The following is a 23,635-nucleotide window of genomic DNA, read 5'->3' on the forward strand; positions in this document are numbered from 1 at the left end:
GTGTATAATTATATCTGAATTTATAGCCAGGCTGGCTGACTTTCTTCAAATTTTTCTATCTTGTCACGCTTTTCCAGGGTCTGGCCAATGGCATCCAAACCGTTTATCAAATTGTGTTTGTGTTGCTCGGCCAGGCTGAAGCTAAAACACTGTTCGCCGGCCTGCACGGTCTGCGACGGCAGGTCTACGGTAACAGACAAATCCGGATTGGCTTGAATCAGCTGCATTAGCTGAGATATCTGGTCATCTTCTAAGGCCACTGGTAGCAGCTGGTTATTGATGCAGTTGCCATAAAAAATATCGGCAAAGGAGGTGGCGATGATGACCTTGAAACCAAAATCGGCCAGCGCCCAGGGTGCATGTTCGCGGCTGGAGCCACAGCCAAAATTTTGCCGCGTCAGTAAAATAGAGGCACCGGCATAGGCGGGTTGGTTGAGCACAAATTCCGGATTGGGCTGTTGTTCATGTAGATCCAAATAACGCCAGTCATGAAACAAGTGCTTACCATAACCAGCTCGGGTGACACCGGTTAAAAATTGCTTGGGGATGATCTGGTCGGTATCCACATTAGCCTGGTCTAACGGACAGACTGTGCCGCAGTGGCGGTTAAAACCCTGTTTGTCAGTCATGTTGCTGGCCTCCAAATTCGCGTACATCAACAAAGTGGCCGCGCAATGCCGCAGCGGCGGCCATGGCCGGGCTGACCAGATGGGTGCGCGCGCCACGGCCCTGACGCCCTTCAAAATTACGGTTGCTGGTAGACGCGCAACGGTCACCGGCGCCCAAAATATCATCGTTCATGCCTAAGCACATAGAGCAGCCCGGCAAACGCCATTCAAACCCGGCGTCTTTAAACACAGTATCCAGTCCCTCGGCTTCGGCCTGGCGGCGCACCGCGGCGGAGCCGGGTACCACCATGGCGCGAACCTGGCTGGCGACCTTGCCCTGTCGAGCGATGTGCGCGGCGGCGCGCAAATCTTCAATGCGGCCATTGGTGCACGAGCCGATAAACACATGGCTGACCGCAACATCGGCCAGGCGCATGCCCGGCTCCAGGCCCATGTAGGCCAGTGCCTTGCTGGCACTTTCCTGCTCGGTGGCACTGGCAAAATCACTGGGCGCCGGAATTGGCTGATTGACTGCAATGACCTGTCCGGGGTTTGTGCCCCAGGTCACCTGCGGGCTGATACTGGCGGCTGACAGAGTCACGACCTTATCAAATTGCGCATCCGGATCGCTGTACAGGGTTTGCCAGTAGGCTTTGGCTTGCGCAAAGTCAGCCTGCGGCGCAAACTCACGGCCTTCCAGATAAGCAAAAGTGGTTGCATCCGGGGCGATCATGCCGGCCTTGGCGCCAGCTTCAATGCTCATGTTGCAGATAGTCATGCGCTCTTCCATGGACAGTGCGCGAATGGCGTCGCCAGCATACTCAATTACATAGCCGGTGGCCCCGGCATGGCCAATATGGCCGATAATGGCCAGAATAATGTCTTTAGCCGTGATGCCTGCGCCCAAAGTGCCATCAATCTGGATCAACATGCTCTTGGCTTTGCTTTGTTTAAGGGTTTGGGTGGCAAGCACATGCTCGACCTGAGAGGTGCCAATGCCAAATGCCAGGGCACCAAACGCGCCGTGGGTGGCAGTATGCGAATCGCCGCAGACCACTGTCATACCGGGCTGGATCAGGCCCAGTTCCGGCCCCATCACATGCACGATGCCCTGTTTTTGATGGCCCACCGGAAACAAGCGGATGCCATGTTGTTCACAGTTGTTTTGCAGGGTTTGCAGCTGCAACGCATTTTGTGGGCCACAGGCATCTAACGCTAACGAGCGGGTGGATATGCTGTGATCCATGGTGGCGATGGTGCGATCCGGGCGGCGTACCGGCCGTTGCTTTTCGGCCAGGCCGGCAAATGCCTGCGGCGAGGTGACTTCGTGGATCAGATGTCGGTCGATATACAGCAAGGCATCATCGCCCATGGTATCAATCACATGGGCGTCAAAAACTTTATCGTACAGGGTTTTACTCATGCTGCGGGTGCCCCATGCTGATGGATATGACTGGCGATGGCGTCACCGACGTCATCGGTGCTGGCGGGTGGGCTGCCATCGGTGATGAGCTCGCGGGTCAACCGGCCTTCTTCAAGCACCGCGACTACTGCTTGTTCGATAGCGCTGGCGGCGTCATCTAAATTCAGGCTATGACGCAACAGCATTGCGGCCGATAAAATCTGCGCGATGGGATTGGCGATATTCTGCCCGGCAATATCTGGCGCCGAGCCACCGGCCGGTTCATACAGGCCAAAGCCGTCCGCATTGATACTGGCTGAAGGCAACAGGCCCATGGAGCCGGTGATCATGGCGCATTCGTCGGACAGAATGTCGCCAAACAGATTCGAGCACAGTACCACATCAAACTGATTGGGCTGGCGGATCATCTGCATAGCCGCATTGTCGATGTACATATGCTCAAGACTGACCGACGGGTAGTCTTGCGCCACCTCTTCCACCACCTCGCGCCACAGCCGGCTGACGGTGAGCACATTGGCTTTATCGATGGAGGTCACCTTGTTGCGGCGTTTTTGCGCTGCCTGAAAGGCAATGTGGGCGATGCGGCGGATCTCTGCCACAGAGTAGCGCATGGTATCAAAAGCATATTCGTGCTCGCCTTCGCCGCTACGGCCCTTGGGCTGGCCAAAATAAATGCCGCTGGTGAGCTCGCGTACCACTAAAATATCTACGCCACTGGCCGCGATGTCAGCGCGCAGCGGAGACAAGTGAGCCAGTTGCGGGTAGATCTTGGCCGGGCGCAAATTGCTGAATAAATCAAAGTGCTGGCGCAGGGTTAACAACGCTGCGCGTTCCGGACGCTGTTCCGGGGGCAGGCTGTCCCATTTGGGGCCGCCAATAGAGCCAAATAAGATGGCATCCGCCTGCTCACAGCCTTGCAGGGTGGCCGCCGGCAGGGCTTCACCATGCTGGTCGATGGCCGCGCCACCTACTGCAAAGGCGGTACGTTTTAGTTTCACATCAAAGCGCGATTCTACCGCATCCAGTACCTTATTAGCTTGCTGCATCACTTCCGGGCCGATTCCGTCACCGGCCAGCACCGCCAGAGAAAATTGTTTCATTCAGCCTCCTGCCAGCTGTTCATGTTGAGTTTTGTGTTCATCGATTTGGTCGGCCACATAGGTGTTGTTGAGTACATAAATCAGCGCGTTGACGCCAGCTTCGACGATGTCGGTGGCCAGCCCGATGCCGTGAAAACGGCGATTTCGGTATTCGGCTATCACACTGACCTGAGCTAAGGCATCGGCCCCTTCCCCTTTTGAATCTAAGGTAAAGTCCACAATGTCGATGGGCGGGCGGCCCAGAATCGTCATGATGGCTTCAAAGGCAGCATCCACCGGGCCGTTGCCGATGGCGGCCTGGGTTAGCTCCTGCTCACCCACTCGCAGTTTTACCGTGGCACTAGGGATGATTTCGCGACCACTGCTAGCCTGCAAATAACACAGAGTATAGTGGGCAGCTTCGTGTTTCTGGCGGTCAAAAAACAGCAGCGCTTCCAAATCATAGTCGTACACAGTGCCTTTGGCATCAGCCAGTTTTAAAAAGGCCGCATAGACCGCTTCTAAATCGTAGTCGTCGGTGGCATAGCCCAATTCGGTCAGGCGATGTTTGATCACATGGCGGCCTGAGCGGGACGTCAGATTCAGGCTGTTTTTGTTAATGCCAACACTTTCCGGGGTCATGATTTCATAGGTATTCTGGGCTTTTAACACGCCATCCTGGTGGATGCCGGAAGAATGATTAAACGCATTGCTGCCGACAATGGCTTTGTTGGGCTGCACCGGCATGTTGCATAGCTGGCTGACTAACTTGGAAGTGCGCGAAATTTCGCCCGAACGAATGCCGGTGTGCAGGCCCAGCCGAGCCTGGCGGGTTTGCAGGATCATGGCGATTTCTTCTAATGCGCAGTTGCCGGCACGCTCGCCAATGCCATTGATGGTGCATTCCACCTGACGCGCCCCCTGTTCCACTGCAGCCAGCGAATTGGCCGTGGCCAGGCCCAGATCATTGTGGCAGTGCACACTGATGGTGGCCTGTTCAATATTGGGCACCCGTTCAAACAAAGTGCCGATGATACCGCCAAATTCCGAGGGCGTGGTGTAGCCCACGGTATCGGGAATATTGATGGTGGTAGCGCCGGCAGCAATAGCGGCTTCGACCATCTGGCACAAATAGTCGATATCGGTGCGCCCGGCATCTTCACAGGAAAATTCCACGTCGTCGGTAAAGCTGCGTGCATAGCCAATGGCATCCACTGCCATGGCGATAACTTCGTCGCGGGATTTGCGCAATTTAGCATTTACATGAATGTCGGAGGTGGCGATAAAGGTATGGATACGAAAATGGCTGGCCACGCTTAAGGCTTGTGCGCAGGCTTCAATATCCTGGCGCACTGCCCGGGCCAGCCCACACACGGTGGCCTGTTTTACCTGCCCGGCGATGGCCTGTACCGCGGCGAAATCGCCGGGGGAAGAGACCGGAAAGCCGGCTTCGATGATATCCACGCCAAGTCGTTCCAGGGCCAGGGCAATCTGCACTTTTTCTTTGGCACTGAGGCTGGCTAGCAACGCCTGTTCCCCGTCCCGTAAGGTGGTATCAAAGATTTTTACCCGGTTTGTCATGGCGGTGTCTCGCGGTTGGTGGCAAAAAAAAACCCGTGCCTGAAGCACGGGTTTTGGTGAATGCATTGCTGGTCGCAATCTACCCGTGCAGTCTTGCTGCCATAAGGAGTAGAAGTAGCAAAGTGCGCTGTGTCATAAAAAAGACGGTGCCTGTGATTGCGTGGTTGACCAGATAGTGATCATCAATGTAACCAGCTCGTTGAACAAGGTCAACCTTTGTTTACACATAACAGGGAATTAATTTTTGCTGCGTTATTGCAATTTATTCGCAGCTAAGACTTAGCGTGAGATGGGGCGCAAAGGCTGGCGAAAGTTGCGCCAGTCCAACGTGGTGCTTAATAACAATTCGCGCAAGCTCAGCGGCCGTGGCGGCAGTTTGCCGTGATGACTCCAGCGATGCCCGCAGCACGCGGCTTGCATCACAGCCTTGGCGGGCCGTACCAGGCGGCAGCGGTACACAGAGTCGCCATTGGTTTGTGGGTCACCCGCTAGCGAGAACCAGCGGTATTTGTTGGTATGGACACGCTGATTATCCATATCCACCCGGTCAATTGAATCCAGCTCCACCGTGGTGCCTTCTAACTGTTCCACCAGTACTGGCACTGCCATACCATAGGTGGCATAGCGGGTCAGCCAGCTGCTGGTTTGCTCGGCTGTGACCTTATGGGCAGGGCAACGCCCGGCTGGTTTGCTGTACCAGCTGCCATTATGGCTGTCTAAGTGTAATACCGGATGCGGGTGGGCCATAAAAAAGGCCGCGCGTTTAACATGATGGGTGAGTCCGCGCAGTTTTTGTTTGATGCGTAAGGGGTCTGCTGGCAGCGCCATCGACAGGGCGACCAGTTCACGTTCGTAGATCGCCGTACAGATCTCGGCAAATTGCGGAGGGGCTGTGTCCAGCGTGCTATGCTGGATAAAAAAATTGGTCTGATTGGGATTCAGGTCAGCAGCCATAGAGGGCGAAACAGAGTCAACAATGCTGTTAACCTAACAGGAAGTGGGGCCGGTCGCCACTGTACCGGCCCAAAAAAACCTTACTGGCCTTTGATTTCGCTGCGACCACGGTACACCGCGGCGCTGCCCAGTGCTTGCTCGATGCGCAGCAGCTGGTTGTATTTAGCGACCCGATCAGAACGGCATAAGGAGCCGGTTTTGATCTGGCCAGCCGCTGTACCTACTGCCAGGTCGGCAATGGTGGCATCTTCAGTTTCACCTGAACGGTGTGAAATTACTGCGGTGAAGCCTGCATCTTTGGCCATCTTGATGGCATTCAACGTCTCGGTCAGCGAGCCGATCTGGTTGAACTTGATGAGGATCGAGTTACCAATGTTGTTTTTGATGCCGCGCTCTAGGATCTTGGTGTTGGTTACAAACAAATCGTCACCTACCAACTGGACTTTGCTGCCAATTTTCTTGGTCAGGCTTTCCCACCCGTCCCAGTCGCTTTCATCCAGACCATCTTCGATAGACACGATAGGGTATTGCTCGGTCAGGCCGGCCAGGTAATCACCAAATTCTTCGGCATTGAAGCTCTTGTCTTCGCCCGACAGCACATACTGGCCATCTTTGTAGAATTCAGACGCCGCGCAATCTAGCGCCAGAGTAATGTCTTCATTCATCTTGTAGCCGGCGTTTTCTACCGCTTCTACGATAACCGCCAGGGCTTCAGCATTAGAGCTTAAATCAGGGGCAAAACCGCCTTCGTCACCGACAGCTGTATTCAGGCCTTTGGCTGACAGCACTTTTTTCAGGCTGTGGAAGATTTCTGCACCCATGCGCAAGGCTTCTTTGAAGCTGGCTGCACCCACGGGTTGTACCATGAATTCCTGGATGTCGACATTGTTGTCGGCATGCTCACCACCGTTGATGATGTTCATCATTGGTACTGGCATGGAATATTCACCCGGCGTGCCATTCAGGTCGGCGATGTGCTCATACAAGGCCACACCTTTTTCGGCAGCCGCTGCTTTGGCTACAGCCAGGGATACTGCCAGGATCGCGTTGGCGCCCAGCTTTTCTTTATTTTCGGTGCCGTCCAGTTCCAACATCAGGCCGTCGATGTCGCTTTGGACCATCGGATCTTTGTCGACCAGTGCCGGCGCAATCACATCATTAATGGCCGCAACTGCTTTGGTTACGCCTTTGCCCAGATAACGAGACTTGTCGCCGTCACGCAGTTCCAGCGCTTCGCGCGAACCGGTTGATGCACCAGAAGGAGCAGCCGCACGACCCATCACACCGCTTTGCAGATACACATCTGCTTCGACAGTGGGGTTGCCGCGGGAATCCAGGATTTCACGTCCAATAATGCGAGCAATTTTCGCCATGATTTTTCCTCAACGGTTGTGGGGGCCTTACATACCGCCCCCATGAAAGATTAATGATTTTCTTTTTGGTATTTGCCTGCCGCTGCAATGAAACCGGTAAACAGCGGGTGGCCGTCACGCGGCGTGGAGGTAAATTCCGGGTGGAACTGGCCTGCCACAAACCACGGATGGTCAGGGATTTCGATAACTTCTACAAGGCGTTTGTCAGTGGACAAACCACTCACCTTCAGGCCGGCCTGTTCAATCTGATCACGCAGGTTGTTATTCACTTCGTAGCGGTGACGGTGACGCTCATAGATGGCTTCACTGCCATACATTTGATACACCTTGGTATCCGGTAACAAATGGCATAACTGGCTGCCTAAGCGCATGGTGCCGCCCAAATCCGACTCTTCGGTACGGATCTCGGTGCTGCCGTCAGCATCCAGCCATTCGGTGATAAGGCCGACTACCGGGTACGGCGTGTTTTGGTCAAACTCGGTGCTGTTGGCATTTTCCATACCGGCCACATTGCGGGCAAATTCAATCAGAGCAACCTGCATGCCTAGGCAAATGCCCAGATACGGCACCTTGTTTTCGCGTGCATAACGGGCTGCAGCAATCTTACCTTCGATACCACGCTCACCAAAGCCGCCGGGTACCAGGATCGCATCTAACGGCTCCAGCAGCTGGGTGCCTTTGCTTTCAATATCCTGCGAGTCGATGTGATGAATATTCACCGTCAGGCGGTTTTTCAGCCCGGCATGTTTCAATGCTTCGTTGACAGATTTGTAGGCATCGGGCAATTCGACATATTTGCCCACCATACCCACATTGATTTCTGCGGTAGGGTTCGACTCGGCGTACAGCACCTGCTCCCACTCGGTCAAATCCGCTTCTTTACACTGCAGGCGGAACCGATCCACCACCAGCTGATCCATGCCCTGGGCTTTGAGTGCCGCCGGGATGCGGTAAATGCTGTCGACATCTTTTAAAGAGATAACGGCTTTGTCGGCCACATTGGTGAACAAGGCAATTTTCGAGCGTTCGGTGGCTGGCAGCGAGCCTACAGAACGGCACACCAGAATATCCGGCTGGATCCCGATAGAGCGTAGCTCTTTAACCGAGTGCTGGGTAGGCTTGGTTTTAACCTCGCCGGAGGCGGGCATGTAAGGCACCAGGGTTAGGTGCATGTACATGGCGCGCTCGCGACCAATCTCGGTGCCCAGCTGACGAATGGCTTCCAAAAACGGTTGCGACTCAATGTCACCCACGGTGCCGCCAATTTCAACAATGGCCACATCATGGCCTTCAGCGCCTTCAATCACGCGGCGTTTGATTTCGTTGGTGATATGCGGGATCACCTGAATGGTGGCGCCCAGATAGTCACCGCGACGTTCGCGCTTCAACACTTCTTCATACACCCGTCCGGTGGTGAAGTTGTTGCGCTTGCTCATACGGGTGCGAATAAAGCGTTCGTAGTGACCCAGGTCAAGGTCGGTTTCAGCACCATCGTCGGTGACAAATACCTCACCATGCTGAATGGGACTCATGGTACCGGGATCCACATTGATGTAGGGATCCAGCTTGAGCATTGTGACGGTCAGACCACGCGCTTCAAGAATTGCAGCCAGCGATGCAGCAGCAATACCTTTACCTAGCGATGATACAACACCACCTGTGACGAAAATATAGTTTGTCATGCGAAACCTAAGGCGTTGGATTGTATGGGTAATGAGTGCTGACAGGGCCAGGCTGCAACACTTGGACGGCGCAATAGTATACCCAAAGTGTGGGGAGCAAACAATCCATTTGCCAACCGCGGCTGCTGGTTATTTCACCAGCGGCCGGCTGTGATGGGCTCGCCAGGCTAGGCCTGGCTTAAGCGTTTTAGGGTATACAGCAAGTCCAGCGCCTGACGTGGCGACAACTCATCAGGCTGGATTGAGGCGAAGGCCTGCTCTAGTTCGCTGGGTGTGGCCTCGGTCAGCGGCAGCGCGGTTTGTTGCGGTGCCGGTTGTGTTGACGCGCTGTCACCGGCCACCGGGGTGGGCGCTGCTTCCAGCTCCGCCAGTTTGTGGCGGGCCGCCTGGATCACCGGGCGCGGCACGCCGGCCAGCATGGCGACCTGCAAGCCGTAGCTTTGACTGGCGGCACCGGCCTGCACACTGTGCATAAACCGGATGGTGTCATTATGTTCCATGGCATCCAGATGCACATTGTGCACCCCGGCTTGCTGCTCGGGCAGCTGGGTCAGCTCAAAATAATGGGTAGCAAACAGGGTGTAGGCGCGCACCTGGCTGGCCAGATAATCGGCGCATGCCCAGGCCAGTGACAAGCCATCGTAAGTACTGGTGCCACGACCAATCTCATCCATCAGCACCAGCGAGTGCTCGGTAGCGTTGTGCAAAATGTTGGCGGTTTCGGTCATTTCCACCATAAAAGTGGAGCGGCCAGACGCCAGATCGTCCGAGGCCCCGATACGGGTAAAGATGCGATCGATTTTGCCAATGCGCGCGTCCTGTGCCGGTACAAAGCTGCCGATATACGCCATCAATACAATCAGCGCGGTCTGGCGCATATAGGTGGATTTACCGCCCATATTGGGGCCGGTGATCACCAGCATATGACGGTCGTCATCCAGGGTCAGCGGGTTGGCTATAAAGGGGTCCTTCATCACCTGTTCCACCACCGGGTGGCGGCCTTGTTCATAACAGATGCCGCGTGACTCGGTAAGCTGCGGGCGATGCAAGTCCAGAGTGTCCGCCCGTTCGGCCAGCGCCTGAATCACATCCAGTTTGGCCAGCGCCTGAGCCGAGCTGATTAACTGGCTTAAATACGGCGCAAAGTCCTCGAACAGGTTGTCATACAGCTGTTTTTCCAGAGCCAGAGCCTGGCTTTGGCTGGTCAGCACTTTATCCTCGTGCTCTTTGAGCTCTGGCGTGATGTAGCGCTCGGTATTTTTCAACGTTTGCCGGCGAATATAATCGGCCGGGGCCTGAGCGCTCTGCGCGCGACTGATTTCGATGAAAAAGCCGTGAACCCGGTTGTAGCCCACTTTTAATGTACTGATGCCGGTGCGTTCGCGCTCGCGGGTTTCCAGCGCCTGCAGATAATCTGTGGCACCTTGCGATAAATCACGCAGCTCATCCAGCTCAGCGCTAAAGCCAGGCGCAATCACACCGCCGTCGCGGATCACCACCGGCGGATTATCTACGATAGCCTCGTTCAGTAACGCCTGCAGCTCGGGGTACAGGCCGATTTCATCGGCCAGAATATGCAATAGCGGCGGGTTGAAATCGGTTAACACCTGCTGCAACTCTGGCAGGGTGTTAAATGCATTGCGCAGCCGCGCAAAATCACGGGGCCGGGCGGAGCGCAACGCCAGCCGAGCCATGATCCGTTCAATATCGCCGATGTATTTGAGCAAATCGCCCAGCGGGTGGGCCGGCTCATCCAGCAGTGCAGCGATGGCATCCTGGCGCAGCGTCAGCTCATGACGGTCGGTGATGGGGGCATGCAAATAGCGCTGCAATAAACGGCTGCCCATGGCTGTGGCGGTGGTATCCAGTACGCTAAATAATGTATGGGCCTGATTACCGCTCATGTTCTGGGTAATTTCCAGATTGCGCCGGGTGGCGGCATCCAGCTGCACCCGGGTATCCAGAATATCTTTTTGAATACTGACAATGTGCGGCAGGGCGGTGCGCTGGGTATCTTTAACATATTGCAGCACACAGCCGGCACTGCCTAATCCCCAGCTGCAGTCTTCTACCCCAAAGCCGGCCAGCGATTGGGTACCAAACTGGGTATTTAATAAGGTGCGGGCGGTATCCTGCTCGAACTCCCACTCCGGGCGGCGGCGGATGCCTTTGCGCTGATCGATCAGCGCCAGGCTACCAAAGGTGTCCGGATACAACAATTCGGCCGGGTTGACCCGCTGCAGTTCTGCCAGTAATGCTTCGTCACCGTCGCATTCGGTAACGGTAAAACGGCCGCTGGACACATCCAGAGTGGCCAGGCCATAGTGGCCGGACTCGCCGCACACCGCGGCCAGAATATTATCGCGACGCTCTTCCAGCAGTGCTTCATCGGTCACCGTGCCGGGAGTGACAATTCGCTGCACTGCGCGCTCGACCGGACCTTTACTGGTGGCCGGGTCGCCTACCTGTTCACAAATGGCCACCGATTCGCCCAGTTTGACCAGCCGGGCCAGGTAGCTTTCTACAGCATGATAGGGCACGCCGGCCATGGGGATGGGATCGCCGCCGGATTTGCCCCGGGCGGTAAGCGAGATGTCGAGCAGATGTGCCGCCCGCTTGGCATCATCGTAGAACAACTCGTAAAAATCGCCCATCCGATAAAACAGCAGAATGTTAGGGTGTTGCGCCTTAATAGCTAAATACTGGCGCATCATTGGCGTATGTGAGTCCAAACGAACCTCGGTATCTTGTTTACTGATGTGTGCCGCAGCGGCTGAAATGGTACACTGTTAAGTACTTAAATGTTTGCTACGTATTATTGATATGAGTCAGGCTTTTTCAACCGTTTCTGTGGCTGGCCAAAGCCAGCCGATCATAGCACGAATTGGCGAGCTGTTAACGCAAAACCAGTTTACCGTGGCGTGTGCAGAATCCTGTACTGGCGGCGGTGTGGCTTTTGCCCTGACTTCGGTGGCGGGCAGCTCAGCCTGGTTCGAGCAATCCTATGTGACCTACTCTAATCAGGCCAAGCAGGACCTGTTGGGGGTCAGCGATGAAGTGCTCAGCGAACATGGTGCGGTGTCGGCCCAGTGCGTGACCGCCATGGCCCGCGGGCTGGCGCAAAAAAGCGGCGCGCAGCTGGCGGTGAGTGTCAGCGGCATTGCCGGGCCGGGGGGCGGCAGTGATGACAAACCGGTGGGCACCGTGTGGTTCGGCTTTTGTTTTGCCGGCCATACCGAAACTTTTCGCCAGGTTTTTCGCGGCGATCGCGCGGCTGTGCGCAGCCAGGCCATTGGGTTTGTTTTGCAATACCTGCACGATTGGCTAGTTGAAACCAATTAGCCGGCCCCGTAAGGTATCAGAAATTTCGCCAATGGTGCTTGCAACTGTATAGCTATACAGTATAAAATGCCACCATCTTATTTTAACACCGTGTGGTTAGCGCCCAGGCGCTGTGATACGCCACCGCTTCACGTATAGAGGAAGTATTTGTGGACGACAATAAATCAAAAGCTCTTTCAGCTGCTGTCGGGCAAATTGAAAAACAATTTGGTAAAGGTGCGATCATGCGGCTGGGCGACAACCAGGCGATGGATATCGAAGCAGTATCCACCGGCTCGCTGACCATTGATATTGCACTGGGTATAGGCGGCTTGCCGTGCGGCCGGGTGGTAGAAATATACGGACCAGAGTCATCGGGTAAAACCACGCTGACCCTGCAGGTAATTGCCGAAGCGCAGAAAAAAGGCAAAACTTGTGCGTTCGTGGATGCCGAGCATGCGTTGGACCCGATTTACGCACAAAAACTGGGTGTAAACATCGACGACCTGTTGGTGTCTCAACCAGATACCGGTGAACAGGCGCTGGAAATCTGTGACATGCTGGTGCGCTCTGGTGCGGTAGATGTGGTTGTGGTTGACTCGGTTGCCGCCCTGACCCCTAAAGCCGAAATTGAAGGTGAGATGGGTGACTCTCACGTTGGCCTGCAAGCCCGCTTGATGTCACAGGCATTGCGTAAGCTGACCGCCAATATCAAGCGCTCTAACACCCTATGTGTGTTTATCAACCAAATCCGGATGAAAATCGGGGTGATGTTTGGTAACCCGGAAACCACTACTGGTGGTAACGCGCTAAAATTCTATTCATCCGTTCGTTTGGATATTCGCCGGATTGGTGCGGTAAAAGAAGGCGACGAAGTGGTGGGTAACGAAACCCGGGTTAAAGTGGTGAAAAACAAGGTGGCCCCGCCGTTTAAGCAAGCCGAATTTATGATCCGCTATGGTGAAGGGATCAGCAAAGAAGCCGAGCTGATTGACCTGGGCGTGAAGCAAAAGCTGGTGGACAAAGCCGGCGCCTGGTACAGCTATAAGGGTGACCGCATTGGTCAGGGTAAAGCCAATGTCATCAACTTCTTAAAAGACAACAAAGACATTGCCAATGAAATTGAGCAAAAGATCCGCGAAGAGTTGCTGGCCAAAACACCTAAAGTAGAAGCCACCGAAGGTGAGTCAGAAGAAAATCTGTAAAGGTTAGCGTACTGGCACGATTGCTGGTGCGTTCGATACTGTATTATAAAACGCCCCGCACTGGTTGTTGCCAGAGTGGGGCGTTTTTTTATCCGGGTGGAACGCAACGACAGCCTACTACTAAGAGCGACATCAAGCTGACCTACACCAGATGATGCAGGCCCTGCACTGTGTCTTCCCAGCCGGCCGGCACCTTGCCCTGCAAGATATACGAATAGGCAATCAATTCGGCGATGACAAAATATAAGGATTCGGGGATTTCCTGGCCCAGGTCTAATGTGCTGAGCAACTCGGTCAACTGGGCATCTTCATGAATCAGTATTCCATGCTGTTCGGCCAGTTGTAGAATTTCCTGGGCAATATCGCCATGGCCTTTGGCGATAACCTTCGGGCTGTCCTGTTTATTCAGTGCATCATATTTTAAGCCAATTACCGAACGTGGTGATTTTGTCATACCCGTACCTCGAACAACTGGTATTTTTGCTGATTCAATTGAGTCGGGATATTTCCCTGCAAAGCCTGCGCTTCTTCCACATGCACTCCCAACGCAGTAAGACGGCGGGTGAGTAGGGGCAGTGTATCGTGCACCCGGGCTAATAGAACGGGAGTTTCTGCATACAGATTCAGCGATACCGTATCGGCGCTGACCCGGGCTTTGACCATCATATCGCCGAGCACTCCGGCGCTGAGTTTCATAGTCAGTGCCCACTGGCCTGGTCGTGGTCCAGCTTTACGCGACTGCTCGGCAGCCTCTTCGCGTTTTTCAATCCGTACCTCGGGGCAGGGCTGCGCCGCGTGACTAACTGGCACAACAAATTGCAATTGCTCGGCGCCCTGGCTACGCGCTTCCAAATTGCCCAGCGCACTGAGTTGATGATTGGCCAACAGAGTACGCAGGGGGCCTAACAGTGCCCGCTGGCGCTCATTCGCAGAACTTTCCCGGGGACTGGCCTGCGCACTGCTGCGTGGGGCTTGCCCGGCAGTGGCAGGCGAGTGTTCAATGGGGCTGGTGGGGGACCCGCTGCGCGCCTGTTGCAGTAAGCTAAACAAGGCGCTAAGCAAATTGTCCGGCCGCGCCGGGGTCATGACTCGGGTAAAAGTCAGAGGCATTGTAGCCTGGGCCATAATCTGTTTTATCTGCTCAGCCGAGACAGGAGCGGGCCGGTTCGCCTCACCTGAGGCTGTTGAGGTGCCGGTGGCCTGCCGTAGCTGCTGCAAGATAGCAGCGCGCTCTGCTTCGCCGCTTTGTTCCAATACATTTGTGGACATTTTATTAGTAGCAGCCGCTTCTGCTTGGGCAGAAGAGTTGTTAGCACGAACGCCGGAATTGTCAGTCACAGATGTCGGTGTTGCCGCACGGGGAGTGGCAGAGACCACAGCCCGTTCTGCGCGTTGCACCGAGCCGGCCGCGGACTGCGCTGGCGTATCCGCACCTTTAAAAAGTTGCACCAGTGCCTGCAGCGCCTGATGGGTAGAGCCGGTTTGAGCCAGCAAGCGTGCCGCAAGTTGTGGGATTTGGCTCAGTGTTGAGCGCGGTTCCGCAGAAGCGGGTGCGGATGGTGTCAATACAGATTCTAATAGCGGTAGCCGTTGATGCGCGGGGCTGGTCGGAGCATCGGGAAGTAACGATATCACCGTGGCCGGCAGGCTCAGGCGCGCTCGCGGCGACAAATCATGCTGATGGACAACCACCTGCGGCTGACCTGCCTGATTGTGCAGCGCCACCTGCAGCGGCAAATTGTGCAAGGTTTGCAGAGCCGGATGTTGCGCCAGACCAGGTAGAGGCGCCCGCACAGTCACGCCCTTTTGTTCCAGCAATGCCTGGATCGCGCTGTGCACCACTGTTTGTTGTAGCGCAGAGGCAATGCTGACCGGCTGTTTATTTAACTGAAAGACCGGCTCGCCACTGTGAAAGCCCACGGTGAGTTCTGTCCGTCCGGCCACTGGTTGGCCGACTTGCTGAACGGATACAGGCCTCTCCCAGCCAGGATGTGCCAGCTGCAAATTGCCGTTGTTATTACGCAAAATGGTCACCGGCAGGGTGAGCAGTGCCGGTAAATTGTGTTTGGCACTGGCGGCCAGGCTGCGTACCAGTGCGTCGGCGCTCAGATTGGCTGGCCGGGTCAATGCCTGATTGACAATCTCGAACAATACCGCTTCACGCGTACTGGTTTTGGCCAGCCACTTGGGGCCATTTGTAAGTATCTTGTCTGTTTGCGGTGTTATTCTTTCTGCTTGTTGTGGCACGTGCTGAGCACTGGGTTGTACCGTGATGGGGTTACGCCCATCAATGCTGAGCTGCATTCGCTGACCCGGCAGAATAGAAAGCACTGCATTGGCCAGCGCCTGCAAGGCCTGCTGCGGCGGCCGGCCACTGGCCGACGAGGCAGACCCGGCCTGCTGCAAGGTGGCGGCAAGTTGCTGTAATTGCATGATGGCAGAGGGTGTTTTCATATGCAGGCTATCGGCGGATACCGAAAAACATTGAGCATTTTTAGCCACTGCACAGATTTTTCTGAATATATAGATCTTCCTCAGGGGACGGGGTATGGTAGATGTTCATGAAGTAGTGTTAAAAAGTTGATGGTCGGAAGGTTTTGGCAGCGTTAGTGGCTTCGCAAGTTTCTTGTGTGAAACGCGACATACAGTTATTTAGCCAGCTGGACATAAGTGTTCAGCCTGGCCAGGTATGGCATGTCAAAGGCCACAATGGTAGCGGCAAAACCTCATTGTTACGGATGCTGGCAGGACTAAGCCCACCCCATACCGGCACCATCTTTTGGCAGCAGGCCCCCCTGACGGCGGCTTATGCCCGCCAGTTAATTTTTTTAGGTCACAAAAATGGCCTGAGTCAGGCGTTGTCGGCTTTACATAATCTTCTTCATTGGTGCCGCCAGCACGGTGTGCCATTTTGTGCCGAGCATACCCATCAGGTACTGGCCTATCTGGGTCTGGCAGGCCGCGAACACATACCTACACGGCAGTTATCGGCAGGCCAACAGCAGCGGGTGGCGCTGGCCCGGTTGTGGCTCAAGCCAGCCACTGTGTGGATCCTGGATGAACCTTTTACCGCACTGGACAGTGCCGGTATTGCGGCGATGGAGCAGCATTGCCGGCAGTTTGTGGCACAAGGCGGAGCTATTGTGCTCACCAGTCATCAGCCGCTGGGGGCTGTGCTAGAAAACGTGCAGGTGCTGGAATTAGGATCACCGACATGAAAGGGATCTTTTACCGGGACTTACAATTAGCCTTCGCGCAAAAAAGTGAATTGCTGCAGCCCTTATTATTTTTATTGATTGTGGTGTGTTTGTTTCCACTGGCTGTAGGGCCAGAGCCAGCCCTGCTACAACGGATCAGCGGTGGCATTATCTGGGTGGCCGCCTTATTGTCTGGCTTACTGGGCATGGAACGGCTGTTTAAAGATGATTTTATTGATGGCAGCCTTGAGCAGATGCTGTTGAGCGGATTGCCGGTATGGCAGGTGGGCCTGGCCAAGGTCGCCAGCCATTGGCTGGTGAGCTTTTTACCCATTATTCTGCTTTCGCCGATGTTGGCCTTATTATTATACATGTCAGCGGATATGTATCTGGCGCTGCTGCTGACCTTGTTGATCGGCACCCCTTTGTTGTCCATGGTGGGCGCCATCGTGGTAGCCCTGACGGTGAGCCTGCAGCGCGGCAGTGTGCTGGTGGCATTGTTACTATTGCCAGTCTTTATTCCTTTACTGATTTTTGCCACCTCTGCGGTGGAGTCGGCAGCCTTTGAATTGTCCTATGCGCCTCAGTTGGCCATTATCGGCGCCATGGTATGTCTGGCGTTGGCCGGCGCCCCTCTGGCGATTGCCTATGCATTAAGAGTGAGTCAACACTGATGTGGAAATGGTTACATCCTTACGCCAAGCCAGAACACGCCTATCGTCTGTGCTGTCGCTGGCAACGCTGGCTGATGCCGCTGGCGCTGGTACTGTTGGCTGTGGGGAGTATCTGGGGCTTGCTGTTTGCGCCGCCAGATTATCAGCAAGGCGATGCGTTTCGCATTATCTATTTTCATGTGCCCAGTGCCATTTTGTCCATGAGTACGTATGTGGCGATGGCAGTGGCTGCACTGGTTGCACTGGTGTGGCAGTGGCGGACGGCAGCTCTGGCGATGATTGCCATTGCACCGGTGGGGGCCGCCATGACCTTTATTGCGCTGGCCACCGGTGCGGCCTGGGGCAAACCCATGTGGGGCACCTGGTGGGTGTGGGATGCGCGTTTGACCTCCGAGCTGATATTACTGTTTTTGTACCTGGGCGTTATGGCGTTATATCATGCATTTGATGATGAGCAGCAGGCTGGCAAGGCCGCTGCGGTAATGGCGCTGGTGGGGGTGATCAATGTGCCAATTATTCATTTCTCAGTGCAATGGTGGAATACCCTGCACCAGGGCGCGTCTATTACCAAGTTTGATACCCCCTCGATTGCACCGGACATGCTCTGGCCGTTGCTAATAAATCTGGCCGGGTTCGCCGTCTTTATCGGTCTGGCTGTGGTGATGCGGCTAAAAAATGAAATCCTGCGCAGTGAAGCGCATCGGCCCTGGGTGGCAAGGGCTGTAGGAGGCCAGCATGCAATTTGATTCCTGGACAGCATTTTTTGCCATGGGCGGCTACGGGCTTTACGTGTGGTTGTCGGTGGCGGTGTGTGTTGCCACCATGGCCGCACTGCTTCTTGGGGCCCGGCAGCAGACAAAACGCTTACAGCGCCGGGTTGTGCACCTGCATCAGCGCAAGCGGGCACAGCGTGAAGTGCACATGCCACCGCCGGTGCCTAAGGCCGGTCACGGCCATCTGCGTACAACGGAGCCGGGCTTATGAATCCGCGGCGTCGTCAACGATTAACCCTGATAATAGCTGTGGCCTCGCTGGTGGGGGCGGCTATCGCACTGATGTTGTATGCCTTAAATGACAACATTGATTTATTTTATACGCCGTCGGAAATCACCCACGGCAAAGATGGCCAGCCGCCGCAGGTTGGCCAGCGGCTGCGACTGGGCGGGCTGGTGGTGCCGGGCAGCGTCTCGCGTCATAGCCAAACCCTGCAGGTACAATTTGATTTAGTGGATACCGGCCCGGCTGTGACGGTGCTGTACGATGGTATTTTGCCAGACCTGTTTCGGGAAGGGCAGGGCATTGTTGCCACTGGCACACTGGTGGGGCCCACCACACTGCAAGCCCACGAAGTGCTGGCCAAGCATGATGAAAATTATATGCCGCCAGAGCTGGCGGAAAAAATGGGCCATCCAGGCAAAACCGCAGCCACTTTAGAAGGCGCCTCGCGATGATCCCGGAACTGGGCAATCTGGCGCTGGTGTTAGCTCTGGGCAGCGCCATGTTATTGGCGATCTACCCTCTATGGGGCGCGCATACCCAGCACTCCGGCCTGATGGCAACCGCCCGGCCGCTGGCGCTTGGCATGTTTGTCTTTACCCTGATTGCGTTTGGCTGTCTGGTATTTGCTTTTGTTACCGACGATTTTTCCATCGCCTATGTCGCCTCCCATTCCAATTCGCGGTTGCCGCTGCACTACAAAGTGACCGCAGTGTGGGGCGGCCATGAGGGATCTTTTTTGCTGTGGGTGCTGATGTTGAGTTTGTGGACTCTGGCAGTGGCGGTGTTTAGTCGCAGTATTCCGGCACAGATGGTAGCGCGGGTGTTGGGGGTATTGGGGCTGGTCAGCATTGGCTTTTATCTATTTATGCTGCTGACCTCCAATCCGTTTACCAGCCTGCTGCCTTATTTTCCGGTGGACGGGCGGGACCTGAATCCGCTGCTGCAGGATTTTGGCATGATTATTCATCCGCCAATGCTGTACATGGGCTATGTAGGATTTGCCGTGGCTTTCGCCTTTGCTGTCGCCGCGTTGATGGCCGGGCGGTTGGATTCCACCTGGGCGCGCTGGGCCCGGCCCTGGGCGCTGGCTGCTTGGAGCTTTTTAACCGTGGGCATTTGCCTGGGCAGCTGGTGGGCATATTACGAGTTGGGCTGGGGCGGCTGGTGGTTTTGGGATCCGGTAGAAAATGCTTCCTTCATGCCCTGGCTAGTGGGCACCGCGCTGATCCATTCACTGGCGGTCACCGAAAAGCGTAAAATTTTTAAATCCTGGACCATATTGCTGGCCATCAGTGCGTTTTCGCTCAGTTTATTGGGCACCTTTTTAGTCCGCTCCGGAGTGATTGTGTCGGTGCATTCGTTTGCCAGCGATCCTACCCGTGGCCTGTTTATTTTAGCCCTGCTCATACTGCTGGGCGGGGGCGCATTACTTTTGTACGCACTGCGCGCCGGCAGCCTGCACAGTGTGGGTCGCTATCAGACGGTGTCCCGCGAAGTGATGCTGATGGGCAATAATTTATTACTGTGCGCCGCTACCCTGGTGGTGCTACTGGGGACCTTATTACCGTTGGTGCATAAAGAATTGGGCCTGGGCGCCATCTCGATTGGCGAGCCTTTTTTCAATCAGATGTTTGTATTCCTGATTGTGCCTTTTGTATTGTTGTTGGGCATGGGGCCACTGACGCGCTGGAAATATCAGCCTCTGGCTGCCTATAGCCGTCAGCTATTGGCGGCCGCCGGTCTGAGTGTGGTCGCTGCGCTGCTGCTAACCTACGCCTATTCTGAGCAAACGTATATGGCGGTGCTGGGGATGGCACTGGCGGTGTGGATCTTAGTGACCTCAGTGTGGCAGGTAATCGAGCGACTGGATGCTCTACAGCGCCAACCGTCGGTGCTCGCCCGGTTACGCCTGCTTGGCCGTAGCCACTGGGCCATGGTGCTTGGCCACGTGGGCTTTGCAGTCACCCTTATTGGCATCACGCTGGTGTCTAATTACGAAACCGAGCGGGATGTCAGAATGGAAGTGGGGCAAACACTTACCCTGAATGATTATCAGTTTCGGTTTTCCGCTCTCGAGGAGGTGGCTGGGCCCAATTATATGGCCGACCGGGCAGTATTTGCGGTGTCCAAACGCGGGCAGCCAGTGACACAGCTGGCGCCGGAAAAGCGTTTGTACGAAGTGCAGCAAATGCCGATGACCGAAGCCGCGATTTATTCTACCATCAGCCGGGATATCTTCATTGCGCTGGGCGAACCGCTGGATGACGGGGCCTGGGCGGTGCGTGTGTATATCAAACCATTTGTGGCCTGGATTTGGGCTGGTGGTGGATTAATGGCATTAGCCGGCGCGCTGGCTATCAGCGATCGCCGCTACCGTCTGGCAGTGCAGGCGCGCCGTCGTGCGGCCGTAGCGGGTCCTTCGCCCAGCGCAGCCCGGGAGAGCCTGACATGAAAAAGCTGACCTTATTGATGCTACCGGTAATGGCGTTTGCGCTGCTCAGCATCTTTTTATACCGCGGCCTGGCCAGCGATCCCCGCCAGCTGGACTCCCAGGTGGTTAATCAGCCGATGCCGGCTTTTGTCCTGCCGGATCTTATGCAGCCTGAGCGCACCTACACCCACAAAGACTTGCAGGGGAAGGTAACCCTGCTTAATGTGTGGGGCGTGTGGTGTATCACCTGCGCAGTAGAGATGCCGTATCTGACCAAACTGCGTAATGACCAGCAGGTCAATATTGTCGGCTTGTATTATGACCAGGATCTGGACCCGGAATATGGCACCACAACTCTGCAGCAGGCCCGGCAGCAGGTTTCCCAATTATTAAATAAATACGGCAATCCATATGCTTTTAATATATTGGATGTGTACCGGGATACCGCGCTGGATTTAGGGGTGACCGGTGCACCGGAACACTTTTTAATTGACCATCGAGGTGTGGTACGCCTGCATCATGTGGGAGATATCAACCCGCGGGTCTGGCAAAACAAGGTAGGGCCGGCGTATCGGCAACTGCTGGTGGAAGCCGGCGCGGAGGCGCCATGAGATTTTTTTTAGGCTGTGCGCTGTTGCTGGTCTCGCTGTATGCTACAGCCACAAGCGAAACTTATACCTTTACCTCGGCTGAGCAGCGCGCAGTATTTCAGACATTAACCGCTAATCTGCGCTGCCCCAAATGCCAGAACCAGAGTATCAGCGACTCGGATGCGTTAATAGCCAATGACATGCGGCGCAAAGTGTATCAGCTTCTGCAGCAGGGACGCAGTGAAGAGCAAATCATCAGCTACATGAAAGCTCGATACGGAGATTTTGTGTATTACGAGCCACCGCTGACAGTGGCAACCCTGTGGCTATGGGCACTGCCGCCATTATTTATTGTGATTGGTGCGGTAGTGGTCATGCGGCGACGCAAACCCGCGCCGCAGCAGGATATGGCGGCCCGGCTGGCCCAGGCAGAACAACTATTAAAAGATGAGCGCTCATGAGCTGGACAGCCTTTCACCTGCTTGCCGCCGCCATGCTGACCGTGCTGGTTCTGCTGGTCACCCTGCCTCTGCTAAGCCGGCAACGAAGCGTCCGGGCCACCTATAATGTCGCGTTGACCAAACAACGCCTGGCAGAGTTGGATTGTGAAGCCGATGCGGGACTGATCAGTGCTGCCGAACTCCGCCAGGCCAAAGATGAGTTAAAACTGGCGCTGGTGGATGAGCAGGACACGCCGTCAGGCCAGACCGCCCGCCCGCGGGTAACAGCACTGGTGGTTATCGCCGGCGCGGTGCTGGTGATGGCAGCCGGCGGCTATGTGTATCGGCAGGTATCGCAACTGCCAGAATTGCACGCCCAGCAGGCTGCTATCGACGCGCTGCCGGCGCTGTCGGCAAAACTGAGCCAGGGTGAGCAACAGACGTTTTCGGAGACCGATGTCAAAACCTTAATCAGCGCCATCCGTGCCCGGGTTCATCAACAACCTGACGATGCGCAGGGCTGGATGTACTTGGGTCGGCTGCAGATGTCACTGGGCTTGCAGGACGAAGCGCAGGCTGCGCTGGCCCGTGCCTACACGCTGGAACCCTCACCGGCAACCACCACCAGTTATGTGCAGGCATTATTGGCCAGTGAACAGCGCAGGGCCCTCCAGCAGGCCACTCAGGTGCTAACCCAGCAACTGGCCCGTTCTGCCGATAATATCCAATACCAGCTGATGCTGGCGGTAGCCTATGCGCAGTTGGGGCAAGCCAGAGCGGCGCAGGCGGCACTGGCGCAGGTTGGCGATGCCTTACCTGCATCTAATCCACTGCGCCAGGATCTGGAAGCGCGTATCGCGCAATTACAACCAGCTACCTCAAATAAGGCTATCGATGCTGCCACCAACACCTCAATTGCTGTTACCATTACGCTGGATGCCGCGTTGGCCAAGCCTTCGTGGTTACAGCAGGGACAATTGATTGTGTTTGCTAAAGCCGCGGGAGCAGCAAACCAAATGCCGGCGGCCGTCGTAAAGGTGCCGGTAAACCAGTTTCCTATGCAGGTCACATTAAGCGATGACGACGCCATGTTGCCCGGTCAGGGATTAAGCACCCTCTCTTCGGTTATTTTGACCGCCCGGCTGTCGGCCGATCAGGATGTGGCGGCCGCCCCTGGCGAGCTGGAAGGCTCGGTAGAGCTGGCCTTGTCGCCAGGCTCTTCGGTTACTCAAGTTATTCAAATAAATAAGGAATTGTAGTGAAACAATATTATCGTGCTCTGGTCTTCGGCCTGCTCGTGGCCACCGGAATGCTTACCGGCTGTGTATCCAATTCAGCTGAGCAACAGGCAGAGCAGTCGGATCCGGCCAATATATCTGATCCGCGCGATCCGTTGGAAGATGTTAACCGTGCACTATGGACATTCAACTGGGATTATCTGGATGAATACCTGGTGCGACCGGTCACGGTTGGCTATGTAGCCGTGGTTCCGCAGTTTGCTCGAACCGGATTGTTAAATGCTGCCAACAATATTGAAGAACCGGCCAATTTTATCAATAACATGCTGCAAGGCGATTTAAACCAGGGCATGGATAGTCTGGGCCGATTTTTGATAAACAGCACGGTAGGTCTGCTGGGCACCATCGATGTAGCATCAAAACTAGGCATTGAGCGTCAAAGAGAGCGGTTTGGTGAGACATTGGCTGTGTGGGGAGTTGAAACTGGCCCCTATCTTATGCTACCGGCACTGGGGCCCTCAGATCCCAGGACGTTCAGCGGCCGGGTGGCCGATGGATTTACCTATCCCAATACCGTACTAAGTGCGAACTTTTCTATAGCAGCACAAATTATCTCGATTCTGGAAGCGCGGGCTGCATTGATGGATCAGGAACAACAATTGGAGCAATCTTTTGATCCCTATTCCTTTGTCAAAAATGCGTACTTTCAAAATCTGAAGTTTGAGGTAACCGATGGTGAAATTGGTGAAGAGACCATTGATGTGGAAGCTGAAGAAGAAAACTTTGAAGACTTTGAAGCCTTGCTGGAAGAAGGCAACTAAGGTCTAGCTACAATATTAA

The 23,635-nt window shown here is 55.2% G+C and carries 22 protein-coding genes; 12 read left to right on the forward strand and 10 right to left on the reverse strand.

Annotated features, from left to right (window positions below; genetic code table 11):
• Positions 1–20: 20 nt before the first annotated feature.
• The 8 genes from leuD to mutS all read right to left on the reverse strand — a co-directional run bounded on the left by leuD (position 21) and on the right by mutS (position 11,414).
• Positions 21–629, reverse strand: coding sequence for a 3-isopropylmalate dehydratase small subunit (gene leuD, locus ACTUJZ_RS07065; RefSeq protein ID WP_463635594.1), 609 nt, complete (start codon positions 627–629; stop codon positions 21–23).
• Entirely contained in the window at positions 622–2,031 is a 1,410-nt protein-coding gene (leuC, locus tag ACTUJZ_RS07070; protein ID WP_463635595.1) for a 3-isopropylmalate dehydratase large subunit, read from the reverse strand. The genes leuD and leuC overlap by 8 nt, the downstream gene beginning before the upstream one ends.
• Positions 2,028–3,131, reverse strand: coding sequence for a 3-isopropylmalate dehydrogenase (leuB, locus tag ACTUJZ_RS07075; protein WP_463635596.1), 1,104 nt, complete (start codon positions 3,129–3,131; stop codon positions 2,028–2,030). Before leuB ends, leuC begins: the two co-directional genes overlap by 4 nt.
• Entirely contained in the window at positions 3,132–4,691 is a 1,560-nt protein-coding gene (leuA, locus tag ACTUJZ_RS07080) for a 2-isopropylmalate synthase (RefSeq protein WP_463635597.1), read from the reverse strand. It abuts the gene before it with no gap.
• A gap of 279 nt (positions 4,692–4,970) precedes the next feature.
• On the reverse strand, positions 4,971–5,645 hold the full coding sequence (locus ACTUJZ_RS07085; protein ID WP_463635598.1) for a hypothetical protein: 675 nt from the start codon (positions 5,643–5,645) through the stop codon (positions 4,971–4,973).
• 80 nt (positions 5,646–5,725) lie between these two features.
• Positions 5,726–7,018: a phosphopyruvate hydratase gene (gene eno, locus ACTUJZ_RS07090; RefSeq protein ID WP_463635599.1), complete on the reverse strand. Its 1,293-nt coding sequence runs from the start codon at positions 7,016–7,018 to the stop codon at positions 5,726–5,728.
• Positions 7,019–7,068: 50 nt separating this feature from the next.
• Positions 7,069–8,700: a CTP synthase gene (locus tag ACTUJZ_RS07095; protein WP_463635600.1), complete on the reverse strand. Its 1,632-nt coding sequence runs from the start codon at positions 8,698–8,700 to the stop codon at positions 7,069–7,071.
• Between the two features lie 167 nt (positions 8,701–8,867).
• Positions 8,868–11,414: a DNA mismatch repair protein MutS gene (gene mutS, locus ACTUJZ_RS07100; RefSeq protein ID WP_463635933.1), complete on the reverse strand. Its 2,547-nt coding sequence runs from the start codon at positions 11,412–11,414 to the stop codon at positions 8,868–8,870.
• A 109-nt stretch (positions 11,415–11,523) separates the two neighbouring features.
• Here mutS and ACTUJZ_RS07105 point away from each other — a divergent pair, with 109 nt between their 5' ends.
• Together ACTUJZ_RS07105 and recA are read left to right on the forward strand one after the other, a co-directional pair.
• Positions 11,524–12,042, forward strand: a complete 519-nt coding sequence (locus tag ACTUJZ_RS07105) for a CinA family protein (protein ID WP_463635601.1) — start codon at positions 11,524–11,526, stop codon at positions 12,040–12,042.
• A gap of 149 nt (positions 12,043–12,191) precedes the next feature.
• Entirely contained in the window at positions 12,192–13,226 is a 1,035-nt protein-coding gene (recA, locus tag ACTUJZ_RS07110) for a recombinase RecA (protein ID WP_463635602.1), read from the forward strand.
• A 142-nt stretch (positions 13,227–13,368) separates the two neighbouring features.
• Here the strand turns inward: recA and ACTUJZ_RS07115 are convergent, their stop codons facing one another.
• Together ACTUJZ_RS07115 and ACTUJZ_RS07120 are read right to left on the reverse strand one after the other, a co-directional pair.
• Complete coding sequence (locus ACTUJZ_RS07115) at positions 13,369–13,680, reverse strand: EscU/YscU/HrcU family type III secretion system export apparatus switch protein (protein WP_463635603.1); 312 nt, start codon at positions 13,678–13,680, stop codon at positions 13,369–13,371.
• On the reverse strand, positions 13,677–15,680 hold the full coding sequence (locus ACTUJZ_RS07120) for a flagellar hook-length control protein FliK (protein WP_463635604.1): 2,004 nt from the start codon (positions 15,678–15,680) through the stop codon (positions 13,677–13,679). The genes ACTUJZ_RS07115 and ACTUJZ_RS07120 overlap by 4 nt, the downstream gene beginning before the upstream one ends.
• Before the next feature lie 176 nt (positions 15,681–15,856).
• On the opposite strand from ACTUJZ_RS07120, the gene ccmA reads away from it, so the two are divergent.
• The 10 genes from ccmA to ACTUJZ_RS07170 are packed head-to-tail and all read left to right on the forward strand — an operon-like array spanning position 15,857 to position 23,616.
• Entirely contained in the window at positions 15,857–16,444 is a 588-nt protein-coding gene (gene ccmA, locus ACTUJZ_RS07125) for a cytochrome c biogenesis heme-transporting ATPase CcmA (RefSeq protein ID WP_463635605.1), read from the forward strand.
• Positions 16,441–17,097 carry a heme exporter protein CcmB gene (gene ccmB / locus ACTUJZ_RS07130; protein ID WP_463635606.1) on the forward strand — a complete coding sequence of 219 codons (657 nt, stop codon included), beginning with the start codon at positions 16,441–16,443 and terminating at the stop codon, positions 17,095–17,097. The genes ccmA and ccmB overlap by 4 nt, the downstream gene beginning before the upstream one ends.
• Entirely contained in the window at positions 17,097–17,843 is a 747-nt protein-coding gene (locus tag ACTUJZ_RS07135) for a heme ABC transporter permease (protein ID WP_463635607.1), read from the forward strand. Before ccmB ends, ACTUJZ_RS07135 begins: the two co-directional genes overlap by 1 nt.
• Entirely contained in the window at positions 17,833–18,081 is a 249-nt protein-coding gene (ccmD, locus tag ACTUJZ_RS07140; protein ID WP_463635608.1) for a heme exporter protein CcmD, read from the forward strand. Before ACTUJZ_RS07135 ends, ccmD begins: the two co-directional genes overlap by 11 nt.
• Positions 18,078–18,548 (forward strand): cytochrome c maturation protein CcmE, encoded by a 471-nt coding sequence (ccmE, locus tag ACTUJZ_RS07145; RefSeq protein WP_463635609.1) that lies wholly within the window; start codon positions 18,078–18,080, stop codon positions 18,546–18,548. The genes ccmD and ccmE overlap by 4 nt, the downstream gene beginning before the upstream one ends.
• Complete coding sequence (locus ACTUJZ_RS07150) at positions 18,545–20,548, forward strand: heme lyase CcmF/NrfE family subunit (RefSeq protein WP_463635610.1); 2,004 nt, start codon at positions 18,545–18,547, stop codon at positions 20,546–20,548. The genes ccmE and ACTUJZ_RS07150 overlap by 4 nt, the downstream gene beginning before the upstream one ends.
• Positions 20,545–21,138 (forward strand): redoxin family protein, encoded by a 594-nt coding sequence (locus tag ACTUJZ_RS07155; protein ID WP_463635611.1) that lies wholly within the window; start codon positions 20,545–20,547, stop codon positions 21,136–21,138. The genes ACTUJZ_RS07150 and ACTUJZ_RS07155 overlap by 4 nt, the downstream gene beginning before the upstream one ends.
• Entirely contained in the window at positions 21,135–21,578 is a 444-nt protein-coding gene (locus ACTUJZ_RS07160; RefSeq protein WP_463635612.1) for a cytochrome c-type biogenesis protein, read from the forward strand. Before ACTUJZ_RS07155 ends, ACTUJZ_RS07160 begins: the two co-directional genes overlap by 4 nt.
• Entirely contained in the window at positions 21,575–22,816 is a 1,242-nt protein-coding gene (gene ccmI, locus ACTUJZ_RS07165) for a c-type cytochrome biogenesis protein CcmI (RefSeq protein ID WP_463635613.1), read from the forward strand. Before ACTUJZ_RS07160 ends, ccmI begins: the two co-directional genes overlap by 4 nt.
• On the forward strand, positions 22,816–23,616 hold the full coding sequence (locus tag ACTUJZ_RS07170) for an MlaA family lipoprotein (RefSeq protein WP_463635614.1): 801 nt from the start codon (positions 22,816–22,818) through the stop codon (positions 23,614–23,616). Before ccmI ends, ACTUJZ_RS07170 begins: the two co-directional genes overlap by 1 nt.
• Positions 23,617–23,635: the final 19 nt, after the last annotated feature.

The sequence above is a fragment of the Alteromonas sp. WD8-37 genome (assembly GCF_055326825.1).

Bases quoted from the DNA above. Each gene is read 5' to 3' on its own strand.
- ACTUJZ_RS07115 (WP_463635603.1), bottom strand. From the start codon at position 13,680: ATGACAAAATCACCACGTTCGGTAATTGGCTTAAAATATGATGCACTG.
- leuC (WP_463635595.1), bottom strand. From the start codon at position 2,031: ATGAGTAAAACCCTGTACGATAAAGTTTTTGACGCCCATGTGATTGAT.
- ACTUJZ_RS07105 (WP_463635601.1), top strand. From the start codon at position 11,524: ATGAGTCAGGCTTTTTCAACCGTTTCTGTGGCTGGCCAAAGCCAGCCG.
- ACTUJZ_RS07085 (WP_463635598.1), bottom strand. From the start codon at position 5,645: ATGGCTGCTGACCTGAATCCCAATCAGACCAATTTTTTTATCCAGCAT.
- mutS (WP_463635933.1), bottom strand. From the start codon at position 11,414: ATGATGCGCCAGTATTTAGCTATTAAGGCGCAACACCCTAACATTCTG.
- ACTUJZ_RS07155 (WP_463635611.1), top strand. From the start codon at position 20,545: ATGAAAAAGCTGACCTTATTGATGCTACCGGTAATGGCGTTTGCGCTG.
- ccmD (WP_463635608.1), top strand. From the start codon at position 17,833: ATGCAATTTGATTCCTGGACAGCATTTTTTGCCATGGGCGGCTACGGG.
- ACTUJZ_RS07150 (WP_463635610.1), top strand. From the start codon at position 18,545: ATGATCCCGGAACTGGGCAATCTGGCGCTGGTGTTAGCTCTGGGCAGC.
- ccmB (WP_463635606.1), top strand. From the start codon at position 16,441: ATGAAAGGGATCTTTTACCGGGACTTACAATTAGCCTTCGCGCAAAAA.
- ACTUJZ_RS07160 (WP_463635612.1), top strand. From the start codon at position 21,135: ATGAGATTTTTTTTAGGCTGTGCGCTGTTGCTGGTCTCGCTGTATGCT.
- ACTUJZ_RS07135 (WP_463635607.1), top strand. From the start codon at position 17,097: ATGTGGAAATGGTTACATCCTTACGCCAAGCCAGAACACGCCTATCGT.
- eno (WP_463635599.1), bottom strand. From the start codon at position 7,018: ATGGCGAAAATTGCTCGCATTATTGGACGTGAAATCCTGGATTCCCGC.
- leuB (WP_463635596.1), bottom strand. From the start codon at position 3,131: ATGAAACAATTTTCTCTGGCGGTGCTGGCCGGTGACGGAATCGGCCCG.
- ccmE (WP_463635609.1), top strand. From the start codon at position 18,078: ATGAATCCGCGGCGTCGTCAACGATTAACCCTGATAATAGCTGTGGCC.
- ACTUJZ_RS07095 (WP_463635600.1), bottom strand. From the start codon at position 8,700: ATGACAAACTATATTTTCGTCACAGGTGGTGTTGTATCATCGCTAGGT.
- ACTUJZ_RS07120 (WP_463635604.1), bottom strand. From the start codon at position 15,680: ATGAAAACACCCTCTGCCATCATGCAATTACAGCAACTTGCCGCCACC.
- leuA (WP_463635597.1), bottom strand. From the start codon at position 4,691: ATGACAAACCGGGTAAAAATCTTTGATACCACCTTACGGGACGGGGAA.
- leuD (WP_463635594.1), bottom strand. From the start codon at position 629: ATGACTGACAAACAGGGTTTTAACCGCCACTGCGGCACAGTCTGTCCG.
- ccmI (WP_463635613.1), top strand. From the start codon at position 21,575: ATGAGCTGGACAGCCTTTCACCTGCTTGCCGCCGCCATGCTGACCGTG.